At 63.0% G+C, this 13,139-nt stretch carries 13 protein-coding genes and 1 pseudogene; 3 read left to right on the forward strand and 11 right to left on the reverse strand.

Translation table 11 applies throughout. The features are described from left to right. Positions 1-55: 55 nt before the first annotated feature. The 3 genes and pseudogenes from NKH70_RS06415 to NKH70_RS06425 form a co-directional block, all read right to left on the reverse strand. Positions 56-768 (reverse strand): annotated as a pseudogene (locus tag NKH70_RS06415) (HoxN/HupN/NixA family nickel/cobalt transporter). A 30-nt stretch (positions 769-798) separates the two neighbouring features. Then, complete coding sequence (locus NKH70_RS06420; RefSeq protein ID WP_502908324.1) at positions 799-1,827, reverse strand: cation diffusion facilitator family transporter; 1,029 nt, start codon at positions 1,825-1,827, stop codon at positions 799-801. After that, positions 1,824-2,087 carry a metal-sensing transcriptional repressor gene (locus NKH70_RS06425; protein ID WP_352911326.1) on the reverse strand — a complete coding sequence of 88 codons (264 nt, stop codon included), beginning with the start codon at positions 2,085-2,087 and terminating at the stop codon, positions 1,824-1,826. The genes NKH70_RS06420 and NKH70_RS06425 overlap by 4 nt, the downstream gene beginning before the upstream one ends. A 104-nt stretch (positions 2,088-2,191) precedes the next feature. Between NKH70_RS06425 and NKH70_RS06430 the strand changes: the two genes are divergently transcribed. Next, a complete protein-coding gene (locus NKH70_RS06430; RefSeq protein WP_352911323.1) occupies positions 2,192-2,863 on the forward strand; it encodes a TIGR02117 family protein in 672 nt (223 codons plus the stop codon). Here the strand turns inward: NKH70_RS06430 and NKH70_RS06435 are convergent, their stop codons facing one another. From NKH70_RS06435 to NKH70_RS06445, 3 genes are all read right to left on the reverse strand, one after another. Further along, entirely contained in the window at positions 2,864-3,082 is a 219-nt protein-coding gene (locus NKH70_RS06435) for a hypothetical protein (RefSeq protein ID WP_352911320.1), read from the reverse strand. It abuts the gene before it with no gap. A 241-nt stretch (positions 3,083-3,323) separates the two neighbouring features. Then, positions 3,324-4,559, reverse strand: coding sequence for an FAD-dependent monooxygenase (locus NKH70_RS06440; RefSeq protein WP_352911317.1), 1,236 nt, complete (start codon positions 4,557-4,559; stop codon positions 3,324-3,326). A gap of 19 nt (positions 4,560-4,578) precedes the next feature. Beyond that, the gene (locus NKH70_RS06445; RefSeq protein WP_353024981.1) at positions 4,579-4,824 is read right to left on the reverse strand and encodes a zinc-finger domain-containing protein; all 246 of its coding nucleotides are present in this window, start codon (positions 4,822-4,824) and stop codon (positions 4,579-4,581) included. A 149-nt stretch (positions 4,825-4,973) separates the two neighbouring features. On the opposite strand from NKH70_RS06445, the gene NKH70_RS06450 reads away from it, so the two are divergent. Next, complete coding sequence (locus NKH70_RS06450; RefSeq protein ID WP_352911314.1) at positions 4,974-7,175, forward strand: RNA degradosome polyphosphate kinase; 2,202 nt, start codon at positions 4,974-4,976, stop codon at positions 7,173-7,175. Next, positions 7,175-8,707 carry an exopolyphosphatase gene (ppx, locus tag NKH70_RS06455; protein WP_352911312.1) on the forward strand — a complete coding sequence of 511 codons (1,533 nt, stop codon included), beginning with the start codon at positions 7,175-7,177 and terminating at the stop codon, positions 8,705-8,707. Before NKH70_RS06450 ends, ppx begins: the two co-directional genes overlap by 1 nt. A gap of 262 nt (positions 8,708-8,969) precedes the next feature. On the opposite strand, the gene NKH70_RS06460 is transcribed toward ppx, so the two are convergent. From NKH70_RS06460 to betI, 5 genes are all read right to left on the reverse strand, one after another. Continuing rightward, positions 8,970-9,395, reverse strand: a complete 426-nt coding sequence (locus NKH70_RS06460; protein WP_352911309.1) for a DoxX family protein — start codon at positions 9,393-9,395, stop codon at positions 8,970-8,972. 119 nt (positions 9,396-9,514) lie between these two features. After that, complete coding sequence (locus NKH70_RS06465) at positions 9,515-9,943, reverse strand: DoxX family protein (RefSeq protein ID WP_352911306.1); 429 nt, start codon at positions 9,941-9,943, stop codon at positions 9,515-9,517. A 128-nt stretch (positions 9,944-10,071) separates the two neighbouring features. Further along, positions 10,072-11,469 carry a class II fumarate hydratase gene (gene fumC / locus NKH70_RS06470; protein WP_352911303.1) on the reverse strand — a complete coding sequence of 466 codons (1,398 nt, stop codon included), beginning with the start codon at positions 11,467-11,469 and terminating at the stop codon, positions 10,072-10,074. A 145-nt stretch (positions 11,470-11,614) separates the two neighbouring features. Next, entirely contained in the window at positions 11,615-12,373 is a 759-nt protein-coding gene (locus NKH70_RS06475; RefSeq protein ID WP_353024982.1) for an SDR family NAD(P)-dependent oxidoreductase, read from the reverse strand. Between the two features lie 115 nt (positions 12,374-12,488). Continuing rightward, the gene (gene betI, locus NKH70_RS06480; RefSeq protein WP_502908325.1) at positions 12,489-13,091 is read right to left on the reverse strand and encodes a choline-binding transcriptional repressor BetI; all 603 of its coding nucleotides are present in this window, start codon (positions 13,089-13,091) and stop codon (positions 12,489-12,491) included. Between the last annotated feature and the right edge of the window lie 48 nt (positions 13,092-13,139).

The raw sequence follows: 13,139 nt of genomic DNA on the forward strand, positions 1-13,139 counted from the left end.
TTCCAACCGCTGCACCGGCCCGGACGCCATGCAGTGGCTGGGGCCAAATTTTCCCTCAAGCTGAGGTGATCTGCCAGACAGCGACTCCGGCAAGGGCGAGACCGGCGGCGCCCTCGATGGCCCGGGAGATGGTTTCGAACAGCCGTGGCTGGCGCGCGAAAAACTGTACAAGCCGTTCCCGAAACAGGATCGACAACACCGCAACGCAGGACAGCGTCACCGCCACGCCGACCATCATGGTGATGGCAAACAGGACGCCCGCTGCCGGAACACCCCTGGAGATGGCGAAAGTCATCGCGAAAAGCGTCAGCGGGCATGGGATCAGGCCTGCCATGACGCCGACAGCCTCGCCCTCGTGTCTGTGGTGATGGCTGTGGCTCAAAGCGCGCCAGAGCATCGAGACGCCAATGAGGCCGAGCAGCCCGCGACTGATATGCTCCAGAAGCGGAGCGCGGCCGACGCTGCCAATGCTATTGAGACCAGTGGTAACGAGAGAGCCGCAATCAGAACGGCAATCGTCACATGCGTGAACGACAGCGTGATAGATACGAGCAGGCCGCGCGAGACCTTCGCATCCGAACCGGCAAGATAAGTCGCCAGGACGGCCTTGCTGTGACCCGGCGTCAGCGCATGGGCAGCCCCGAACACGACGCCCATTGGCAGGAAGGCCATGAACGCCAGCCAATTGCCTCCGGCCGAAAGCAGTTTGATCTGCTCGCCGAGCGTCAGGTAGATCGTGCGCTGAAATTCGACGAGGGTCTGGAACATCGGACGAGACTAGCAAAAAATGGGCGAGCGTCAGTGCATTTGGCCGTGGTCATGCGTGTGCTCGTGAGGGCGCGGATGGTCGTTCTCTCCATGTCCGGTTGAAAACCGCACATTCGCCTCGGCCAGGGCTGGCATATGCTGGGACAGTTCGTCCTTCAGCGCTGCCGCGATCTTGTTCGCTTCCGACAGCGGCAGGGTTTCGTTTGCGGCAATTGCGATGTCGGCGTGCAATCTATGACCGACCCAGCGCGCCTTGGCATCGACAATATGCGCGCCCGGAACATGCTCGGCGGCATGTCGGATTTCATCCATCACACCGGGTTCGATTCCATCCAGCATGCGGGTCAGCACCGAGCGGGCCGATTGCCAGACAATACCGAAGATCGCAATCGTGATCAGCAGGCCGACGATCGGGTCGGCCAAGGAAAAGCCGAGCCAGACGCCGATGGCTCCGATGACCACGGCAAGGCTGGTAAGTCCGTCGGTGCGGGCGTGGTAGCCGTCGGCAATCAGTGCCGCGCTGTTGATTTCGCGACCGACGCGGATACGGAACACGGCAACCGCCTCGTTGCCGAGGAAGCCGACAATGCCCGCCGCCGTCAGCCAGCCGAGGTGTGTCACCACTTGTGGATTAATCAGCCTGTCGATGGCTTGGTAGGCGGCGACTACAGCGCTGAACAGGATGATGAGCACGATGATAATGCCGGCCAGATCCTCGACCCGGCCCAAGCCATAGGTGAAGATCCGCGACGGCTTGCGCCGCGCCAGCACGAACGCAATCCATAGCGGGATCGCCGTGGTCGCATCGCCGATGTTATGGATCGTGTCGGCCAGCAATGCCACACTTCCCGACAACGCAACCACGACCATCTGCAATGCCGCGGTGATGGCCAGGATTACGAACGACCATTTGATTGCCCAGATGCCCCGATCGGTGGTGGCAATTGTCGCATCGATGACGCCATGGGTGTGACCGTGCGGACTGTGACCGCCGTGATGATGTGCGGCGTGCGAGCCGAACCCGAGCCAGTCCAGAATGCGGGCTACGATGGCATTCATAGATATTTCGCCAGCTGCTTGAGTTCCGCCAGCGAGTTGCCGCCGGTTTCTACGCTGTCCGTCAGGCAATGCTCGATGTGGTCGTTGATCAGCTCGCGCTTGGCGCTGCTGATCGCTTTTTCGACGGCATGAAGCTGCTGCGCCAGATCAACGCAAGGGCGACGCGCCTCGATCATGGCCAGCACCGCCGCGAGGTGGCCTTGCGCGCGCTTCAGGCGCTTTATGATGGAAGGATGCGAAGCGTGGAGGTGATCTGACATGCCTCAGCATATCCTCCCGGGGAGGATATGCGTCAAGCGCTTTGTCAGTGGCGCAAGTTCCGGAGAGGCTTCACCTTGAGCATTGCTTGTTCTATGCCTTTCCCATGAAGAAGCTTGCCCGCTTTCTTGGCCTGCTGGCCGTTGCAATAGCGCTAGCGGTAGCGCTGGGCACGCTGCTGCCGCGCCCGCTCTGGCCGGCGGCCGTTGCCGATCCGATCGGCGCAAGCCACCGTATCTTGGTGCTGCAAAATCCAATCCACACCGACATCGCCATCCCGGTCGACGACGATGTGCGCCGGCGCTTCCATTTCCCGGTCGATGCCGGCATTACAGCCGACATGGTGGAGGTCCGCTACGTCGTCTTCGGCTGGGGCGGCCGCGCCTTCTATCTGGAGACGCCGACCTGGTCGGCGCTGAAGGCGGTGCCGGTGATGAAGGCGCTGACCGTCGATGCCTCGGTGATGCATGTCGACATTTCCGGCGAAATCGCCGAGCCGCATCCCGACGTCGCCGGCTTCGACATCGGCGACGAACGCTTTACCGCGCTGCTCGATTACATTGCGGCAAGCTTCCAGCAGGGGCCGAACGGGGCCATTCCGATCGAGAATGCGGCCTATTCCCGCTTCGACCGGTTCTTCGAAGCCAATGGCCATTTCAATGCGCTGATCGGCTGCAACACCTGGACGGCGGCGGCACTGCGCACGGCCGGCCTGCGCACCGGCTGGTGGAACCCGCTGCCAGCCTCGCTCGGCCTGTCGATGCGGCTTTACAATTAGCTATTTAGGCTCATCAATCGGTTCTGCGGTCCGGCCGATCCGCTTGAAATATGGATTTCGGACAGCGCTCTGCCAGAATTCTTCGGTCAATTCAGGGATGTCGTTCGTATCGACATCATCCGTCGAACGTGCTTTCAGCGCTGCGATTTCCGCTTTCTGGACATCTGTCAGCGGAGGCGAATTTGTTGGGTCAAATGCGTATCGGATGACCTTGGCCATAGCTCGTTCTTACTAGGCGGGGGTATTGCTGTCGAATGCTAACCTCTCATTCCTTCGCGCCCCCTCTGTCCTGCCGGACATCTCCCCCACGAGGGGGGAGATTAGCGGCTTCGGTGCCTTGCTAGGTCATGCAACCTTGAAGATTGGCGAAAGGCAATATGTGGTGGCCAATCTCCCCCCAAGTGGGGGAGATGTCCGGCAGGACAGAGAGGGGCGCTGTCCCGCCAGCCTGTCGTGCGTATCATCGCGCGCCATCGTCCAACGCCCGCCAGCCATAGAGCCAGTCGAGATCGGCGGCGAGTTTTTCGGGTGAGCGCATCGCCAGGAACAGGTTGCGGGCCATCGCCACCGGCCCGGCCGCGTGCCAGGCGAGGCGGTTGACGGCGCCGCGGCGGGCGACCTGGGCGACGCGCGGCCGCCGCGCCTGTTCCCAGGCGGCAAGCGCCCCCTCAAGATCGGCTGGCGAAGCGGCAACGAAGCCGGCAAGCGTCGCCGCGTCCTCGATCGCCATCGCCGCGCCCTGTGCGGCAAAGGGCGTCATCGCATGCGCCGCATCGCCGATCAGCGCGATGCCTTCCGGCGTCGTCCACCGCCGCTGCTCGACGGTGTGGATCGGCCATGCCGTCCACGGCGCGGCCTCGCTCACCAGACGGACCAGCGCCGGCGCGGTATCGCGCATGGCGCTTGAGAGGCTGGCGGGGTCGGCATGCCCCGACCAGCCCTCGGCGATGCGCTCGCCCCTGGTGAAGGCCGCGAGGTTGAAGACAGTGCCACGGCTCACCGGATAGGCGACCATATGGAAGCCGGGATAGAGGAATGCAGTAACGCAATCGGGCGCACCGATCGCTGCAAAGGTTTGTCCGGCAGGGCTGTCGGCACCGACGGTGGCGCGCCACGCCAGCTCACCTGAAAACCGGCTACTACCGAATTCGGCCGCGTTGCGGGCAAGCGTTTCTCGCACCGACGACCAGACGCCATCCGCGCCGATCAGCAACGATGCTTCCGTTTCGATGGCCGTGCCGGCAACCTCTATCGTTGCGGCGATGCCATTGGGTTTGACGGCGGCACTGACGACGAGAACGCCGGTGACAAGTTCGATGCCGGGCCGCTCGGCTATCCGCTCCATCAGCGCTGACTGCAGATCCGCGCGGTGGGCGACGAGATAGGGCGCTCCCCAGCGCGTTTCGGCTGCCTGGCCAAGCGGTACGCGCGCCAGCTCGCGCAGCGTGGGGGCATCCTTGAGTACGACCGCCTCCGGCCGCACCGCCGTCGGCAACAGCCGATCGAGTACGCCTAATTGTCGAAGAATGCGTGTCGCATTGGGCGAAAGCTGGATGCCGGCGCCGGCAGCCTCGAGGTGCTGCGCCTGTTCGAACAGTTTTATCCGATAGCCGCGGTCGGCGAAGGCCAGTGCCGCGGTCAGCCCGGCGACGCCCGCCCCGGCGATGACGACCTGCCGGGACTGCGTTTCCTGCATCAGGCTTGTCGCGGAAGAATCAGGCGGCCTGGTCGATATAGAGGCAGCCCGGCGGCTGCGTTTCCAATGCCTTCAGCTTCGGCGAATAGCGATAGAGCGTCGAGCAATAGGGGCAGACTTTTTCATTGTCGTCGCCCATGTCGAGAAATACATGCGGGTGATCGAAAGGCGGATTGGCGCCGGTGCACATGAATTCCATGACGCCGATGTCGATTGCCGGATAGCCCGCATCGTTCTGGAAATGGGGAATGGAACCGCCTGCCATCGTCGTCTCCTGATCTTGTCGGTTGCATCTGGATCATAACCCGTCTCTTTGCAAGATCGATGAAATGAAACTGTCGCAAAAGCCTGTCAGAGGATAAGTTAAGCCGGTAACACCGTAATCCGCGGACAGGTGTGAGAAGAGCAGGAACTATGAACGAACTGAAGCCGGTCCAGAACGAATTCATCACCATCGAGGCGGCGAGCCGCGAAGGCGGCAATCCTGACCGCTTCGTCAACCGCGAGTTTTCCTGGCTGCAATTCAACCGGCGCGTGCTCGAGGAATCGCTGAACGCCAATCATCCGCTGCTCGAGCGGGTTCGCTTCCTGTCGATATCGGCCGCCAATCTCGACGAGTTCTTCATGGTCCGCGTCGCCGGTCTTGCCGGCCAGGTGCGCGAGGGCATCGTGCTGAAGAGCCCGGACGGCCGCACACCCGAGCAGCAACTCGAACAATTGCTGCGCGAGGTCGAGCGCCTGCAGGAGGACCAGCAGAACAGCCTTTCGGCGCTGATGCTGCAGCTCAACAAGGAAGGCATCGAGAGCATCACCCGCGATGCCCTGACCAAGGACGAGAAGACCTGGCTCGAGGACCATTTCCAGGAGCAGGTGTTTCCGGTCCTGACGCCGCTGTCGATCGACCCGGCGCATCCGTTTCCGTTCATTCCCAATCTCGGTTTCTCGATGGCGCTGCAATTGCGCCACCGCAAGAACGGCGAGGAAATGAGCGCGCTTTTGCGCCTGCCGGTGGCGCTGAGGCGCTTCATCCGCTTGCCGGATCGCAAGCATCACGTCCGCTTCGTTCCGCTCGAAGAGGCGGTCAGCCTCTACATCGGCAAGCTGTTCCCCGGTTATGAGGTCAAGGGCTCCGGCACGTTCCGCATTATCCGCGACAGCGATATCGAGGTCGAGGAAGAATCCGAGGATCTGGTGCGGCTGTTCGAGACGGCGCTGAAGCGGCGACGCCGCGGCTCGGTCATCCGCATCGAGTTCGACAGGCTGATGCCGGCCGAATTGCGCGATTTCGTCGCCGGCGAGCTCGGCGTCTCGGCCAGCCGCATCAGCGTGCTTACCGGCCCGCTGGCGCTTAGCCAGATCTCGGAGATCGTCGCCGTCGCCCGCGACGATCTGAAGTTCACGCCCTACAATCCGCGCTTCCCCGAGCGCATCCGTGAGCACGGCGGCGATTGCTTTGCCGCCATCCGCGAGAAGGACATCATCGTCCACCACCCTTACGAATCCTTCGACGTGGTGGTGCAGTTCCTGCGCCAGGCGATGGCCGATCCGGAAGTGGTGGCGATCAAGCAGACGCTCTATCGCACCTCCAACGACAGCCCGATCGTGCGGGCTTTGGTCGATGCGGCGGAAGCCGGCAAGTCGGTGACGGCGCTGGTCGAGCTCAAGGCGCGTTTCGACGAGGAGGCCAACATCCGCTGGGCCCGCGACCTCGAGCGCGCCGGCGTCCAGGTTGTCTTCGGCTTCCTCGAGCTGAAGACCCACGCAAAGATGTCGCTGGTCGTGCGGCGCGAGGACGGCAGGCTACGCAATTACGTGCATCTCGGCACCGGCAACTACCACCCGGTCACCGCCCGCATCTACACCGACCTGTCCTTCTTCACCACCGACCCGACGATCGCGCGCGATGTTGCGCAATTGTTCAACTTCATCACCGGCTATGCCGAACCGGCCGAGCAGATGCGGCTGGCCATATCGCCGTTCACGCTGCGCAACCGCATTCTCAAGCACATTTCGGACGAGATCGGCCACGCGCTGGACGGCAGGCCGGCTCGCATCTGGATGAAGATGAATGCGCTGGTCGATCCGATCATCATCGATGCGCTTTATGACGCCAGCCGCGCCGGCGTCGAGATCGATCTCGTCGTGCGCGGCATCTGCTGCCTGAGGCCGCAGGTGCCCGGCCTGTCGGAGAACATAAGGGTGAAGTCGATCGTCGGCCGTTTCCTCGAGCACAGCCGCATCTATTGCTTCGGCAACGGCCACGGCCTGCCATCGGACGGGGCGATCGTCTACATCTCCTCGGCCGATCTAATGCCACGCAATCTCGACCGCCGCGTCGAGACCATGGTGCCGATCACCAATCCAACTGTGCATGAACAGGTGCTCGGCCAGATCATGCTCGGCAACATCATGGACAACCAGCAAAGTTTCGACGTATTGGCTGATGGAACCTCCCGGCGCGTCGTGCTGGAAGAGGGCGAGGAACCGTTCAACGCGCAGGAATATTTCATGACCAATCCGAGCCTGTCCGGACGGGGCGATGCGTTGAAGTCGCATGCCCCCAAGCGCATCGCGCAGTTCAAGCGCCGCAAGAAACAGAACGCAGCGACGGGCTGATGATTTCAGCGTCCCAGGGCCGGCTGCAGGACCGCCGACCGCTGTCCATCATCGATATCGGGTCGAACTCGATCCGTCTTGTCATCTATGAGGGGTTGGCGCGCTCGCCGACCTTGCTTTTCAACGAAAAGATGCTGGCCGGCCTCGGCCGCGGCATCGTTTCGACCGGAAAGCTCGATCCCGAGGCGGTGACGCGCTCGATGGAAGAGTTCCGCCGCTTCCACGCGCTTTCCGACCAGGCCGGCGCCGAGCGCATGTATGTGCTGGCGACCGCCGCCGCTCGCGAGGCCGTCAACGGCCCCGACTTCATCCACCGCGCCGAGGACGTGCTCAAGACCGAGATCCAGGTGCTGAGCGGCCGCGAGGAAGCCCATTATTCGGCACTCGGCGTCATCTCCGGTTTCCACCCGGCCAACGGCATTGCCGGCGACCTTGGCGGCGGCAGCCTCGAACTGATCGACATCGATGGTGAGACGATCGGTGACGGCATCACGCTGCCGTTGGGCGGCTTGCGCCTGCAGGACATGGCGAAGAACTCGCTGACCCAGGCGGCTAGGATCACGCGCGAGCAACTGGCGCGGGCGAAGCTGCTGAAGGGCGGGCAGGGCAGGGCCTTCTACACGGTCGGCGGCACCTGGCGAAACCTCGCCCGGCTGCACATGGAAATGACCAACTACCCGCTCGGCGTCATGCACCATTACGAGATCGGCATCGAAAGCGCCGCAAACTTCCTTCGGCAGGTCGCCAAGGCCGAGATCGATAAGATCAAAGGCATCGAGGGCGTCTCCAAGAACCGCCGCTCGCTGCTGCCCTACGGCGCCATCGTGCTGCAGGAGATCATGGCGGCGATGCAGCCCTCGAAGATCATCGTCTCGGCGCTGGGCGTGCGCGAGGGCTTTCTCTATTCGCTGCTCGACAAGGCCGAGCAGAAAGCCGATCCGCTGATCTCGGCGGCGGAAGAGCTTGCCCGCCTGCGCTCGCGCTCGGTCGACCACGCGCATGAGCTTGTCGAATGGACCGGGAAGGCGTTCGCCGCCTTCGGCATCGACGAAACCAGGGATGAAGCGCGCTACCGCCACGCCGCCTGCCTGCTCGCCGATATCGGCTGGCGTGCCCATCCCGAATATCGCGGCAAGCAATCGCTCAACATCATCGCCCACGCCTCGTTCATTGGCGTCGACCATCCCGGCCGCGCCTTCCTGGCGCTTGTCAGCCTGTTTCGCCACGAGGGGGTGTTCAATGAAGCCGCTCCGGAAATCCGTGGGCTGGCGACACCGCGCTATCTCGAACGCGCCCGCGTGCTGGCGGCACTGCTGCGCGTCGTCTATTTGCTGACCGCGGCAATGCCGGGCGTCATGCCACGGCTGAAATGGGAAAACCGCGGCAATGGCGTGCTGGCGCTGGTGCTGCCGGCAGCGCTGGCCGATCTTTACGGCGAGCGGCCGGCCGGCCGGCTGGCACAGCTGGCAAGGGTCACCAACCGCAGGCTGGTGCTGGCAGTCGAGGGCGGGCCGAGCATGACGGTGAAGTAGGCTGTCTCAGCCAAGTAATCTTAGCTCCGCCTCAAGGCAATCGCTTCAGGTTGGCGCTGCCTCTCATTGCCTTGCCGGGCATTTCTCCCCGTATAGCGACGGGGAGAAAGATCCCTTCGCAACAGATTTCGCTTACTCCTAGCGTTGCAGAAAGGGTGCCGGGGTCGCGGCCAGCTTCCTTCTCCCCGTCACTATACGGGGAGAAGATGCCGGCAGGCAGATGAGGGGCGGCGCCGACTTCTGCAGGTGGACGAGTCGAGCGCTAGCTTTTGGGTGAAGCAATTGCTCTGGGCATCCGCCCGTCAGCCGACCATGCGCCGGCGCCAGCCATTGCCAGCGCGAGGAAACCGCCTGATATGGCGATGTCCTTCATCAGCATCTGCGAATGCATGAAGGTCAGCGTCGGATCGTCGCCGCCCTGACCATAATGGCCGATGAAGCCCGCCGCGATGCAGAAGGCAGCGAGCAGCAGTGCCACGATAGGTGTCTTGAAGCCGACGAGGATGAGCAGTCCGGCGATCAGCTCGAACAGGCCTGTCGCCCAAGCCACCAGCGTCGGCAGCGGCAGGCCGAGGCCGGCGAAATAGCCCGATGTGCCGGCGATGTCGGCAAGCGCATGGAAGCCGGACGGCACGAACAGCGCGGCGAGCAGCAGCCGGGAAAGCAAGAGCAGCGCATTGCGAGGCATGGTCTCCTCCGATATCGGCGGCCGATCCTAGCAGAGTTCCAGCCAGCAGATATAAACCGACAACGAAAAAGGGGCGCGGAAAATTCCGCGCCCCTTTGTTCAGGAAATGCTGGGCCGCTTCAGCCGCGCTTGGCGTCGATCGAATAGGCGCCGGCACCCGACGAGGCGAGCACGAGGAAGCCGCCGGCAATGCCGAGGTTTTTCATGAAATTGATCATCTGCATCTGATCGTCCCAGCCGGTGTGGGCGACCAGTGCGGTGGCGACTGTGAAGATCGCCATCACCCAGCCGACGATCCGGGTCTGGAAGCCGACGAGGATGGCGAGGCCGCCAAGCAGTTCGATCAGGCCGACGACGATGGCGGTCACCATCGGCAGCGGCAGGCCGAGGCTGCCGAAATAGCCGGCGGTGCCGGCAATGGCCGTCAGCTTGCCGAAACCGGAAAGCAGGAAGATGACAGAAAGCAGGATGCGGCCGAGCAGGATCGTGCCCGAGGCGCCGGAGGCGGTGCCGGCAAACGAAGTGTTGGTGGACGTGTTGGTGGACATGCGTAACTCTCCAGAAGGGTTTGGCCAAACGACTTGGGATAGCCGTCCAGTTAGCGCATGCCGACTGTTCACCAAAGACGTCGGATTGGTTACGGATTGTTCACCGAGGTAACGTTTTCGCGATCAACTTACCCTGGGTGCGTCATGTCCTCCGGCCGTACCAGCCGCTCATAGTCGGCTTCGCTGACCAGCCCGGTGGCCAGCGCTTCCTCGCGCAGCGTTGTGCCGTTCTTGTGCGCCGCCTTGGCGATCTTGGCGGCGTTGTCGTAGCCGATTGTCGGCGCCAGCGCCGTCACCAGCATCAGCGAACGGTCGAGCGCTGCCTTGATGTTGTCTTCGCGGGCCTCGATGCCGACGACGCAATTGTCGGTGAACGACACCGAAGCGTCGGCCAGCAGCTGTACCGATTGCAGGAAACAATAGGCCATCAGCGGATTGTAGACGTTGAGCTCGAAATGGCCCTGGCTGCCGGCGAAGCTGATCGCCGCGTTGTTGCCGAACACCTGCACGCAAACCTGCGTCATGGCCTCGCATTGGGTCGGATTGACCTTGCCCGGCATGATCGAGGAGCCCGGCTCGTTTTCCGGCAGCGATAATTCGCCTAGGCCCGAACGCGGGCCCGAGCCGAGCAGGCGGATGTCGTTGGCGATCTTGAACAGCGCTGCCGCGCAGGCATTGATGGCGCCGTGCGAGAAGACCATGGAATCATGGGCGGCCAGCGCCTCGAATTTGTTCGGCGCGGTGACGAAATCGATGCCGGTGATTGCGGCGATGCGCGCCGCCACCTTTTCGGCAAAACCGACCGGCGCGTTGAGGCCGGTGCCGACCGCGGTGCCGCCCTGTGCCAATTCCTGCAGACCGGGCAGGGTCATCTCAATGCGCTTGACCGACGAGGCGACCTGCGCCGCGTAGCCCGAGAATTCCTGGCCGAGCGTCAACGGCGTGGCGTCCTGGGTGTGGGTGCGGCCGATCTTGACGATGTGGGCGAAAGCCCTGGTCTTGGCCTCGAGTGCCGCATGCAAATGTCTCAGCGCCGGCAGCAGATCGTGGATGATGCGTTCGGCGCAGGCGATGTGCATGGCCGTAGGATAGGTGTCGTTCGACGACTGGCTCATGTTGACGTGGTCATTGGGATGCACCGGCTTCTTCGACCCCATGACGCCGCCCAAAAGCTCGATCGCCCGGTTGGAAATCACCTCATTGGCGTTCATGTTGGACTGCGTGCCAGAACCGGTCTGCCAGACGACCAGCGGGAAATGCTCGTTCAGCTTGCCGTCGATGACCTCCTGGGAGGCCTCGATAATGGCTTTGCCGATCGCCGGATCGAGCCGCTTCAGCTCCATATTGGCCTCCGCTGCCGCCCGCTTGACGATGCCCAGCGCCCGCACGATCGAGGCCGGCTGTTTCTCCCAGCCGATCTTGAAATTGGCCAGCGAACGCTGCGCCTGCGCGCCCCAATAGCGGTCGGCGGCGACCTCGATGGGACCGAACGTGTCGGTTTCGGTTCTGGTCTCTGGCACGCTCACGAAGTCTCTCCGGTTTGCAATTTGCAAACGGCGTATCGCGTTGCACAAACGCGTTCAAGCGGAGATTGCGGACGATGGGGATGCAAATCGGTTGAAGCAGCGCCTTTTCCTTCTCCCGCAAGGGAGAAAGAAGAGCGCGCGCTCCTCACCCCGCCGTGTACCCTCCGTCGATGGCAAAGATACCGCCGCTGGTCCATGCCGCTTCGTCGCTCGCGAGATAGACCGCGATGCCGGCAAGGTCGCTGGTTCGGCCGATGCGGCCGAGCGGGTAGCTGCGCTCGACATAGGCCTTGAGCTCGGCTTGCGCGGCCTCAGGCAGATTTTCGATCGACCTGCGCCGCATCGCCGTGTCGACCGAGCCGGGCGCGATGGCGTTGACCCTTATACCGCGCGGCCCGAGCTCGAAGGCGAGCGACTTGGTCAGCGAATTGAGCGCGCCCTTCGACAGCGAATAGAGGCTGGACGGCCGCTTCGGGATCATCTTGTGCGCGAAATAGGACGAGATGTTGATCACCGAAGCCGCGCCCGGCGCGAGATGCGGCAACAGCCGCTGAGTGAGGAAGAATACCGCCGTGACGTTGAGTGCGAAGGACTGCTGGAACTGGTCCTCGCTGACGGTTTCGAACGGCACCAGGAACGCTACGCCTGCATTGTTGACGAGGATATCGACAGGCGGGCCGCGTTTGACATGCTCGACCACGGCATCGATGCCGGCACTGGCCGACAGGTCGGCCGACAGCGTTTCGACATTATCCCCGAGCTGCTTGCGGGCGGCCTCGAGTTTTTTGCCGTCGCGGCCGACGATCAGCACGTCCGCGCCTTCGCGCAAAAACGCCTCGGCGATTGCCAGCCCGATCCCGTCCGAGCCGCCGGTGACCAGTGCCCGTTTGCCGCCTAGTCTCATCCAACACTCCCGCGCATTGCCGTCTTGTCTGGTAAGGAGAGCAGCGCCGTCGCCGATTGTCGTCAAGCCGCCGGCCTATCTCACAGTATGAACTTCGGCTGTCGGGCACGATGGTCTATTCGGCAGCGGCTGCACCGCGCCGAACAGCCAGCCGCGTAGCGACGAAATCCTTGACCTGATGAATGGCCTGTTCACGCGTGACGCTGCCGGGCTGCAGGCCAAGCCGCAACCACAGCCCGTCGATCAGGGCGGTGACGCCGAAAGCGATCTCGTCAGCATCGCGCGCCGGCGCCAGACCGCGCAGGCCGGATAGCAGGTTGGAGCGCATGCGCGCATGGATCACCTTCTGGATGCGAGCCAGCTTTTCGTCGCGCGGCACCTCCGCGCAAAGCGAAAGCCAGGCATGGCAGAGGGACGGCTGGAAAAGATGCGGCTCGAAATTGCCTTCAATGATGGCGTCCATCCGTTGCATTGGCGTGCGCGCCTGTCTCAGCCGCTCGACCACCGCATGACGCAGCACCAGGTTCGATTCCCGCATGGCGTGCTCGAACAGTTCCCGCTTGCTGCTGAAATAGTGCAGCACGATGCCCTTCGACGCGCCGGCCTGTGCCGCCACTTTTTCGATGGTCGCGCCAGCTATGCCTTCGCGCTGAAGCACGGCAAAGGCAGCTTGCCGCAGCTCTTTGCGGCGTATGTCGCTGAGACGCTTGAGTTTCACGGGCCGGATCCATGCATCGAAAACCGACGTTGACATTTTCGTCCGTCG

This window comes from Mesorhizobium sp. M0991, from assembly GCF_040318915.1.
GTDB lineage: Bacteria > Pseudomonadota > Alphaproteobacteria > Rhizobiales > Rhizobiaceae > Mesorhizobium.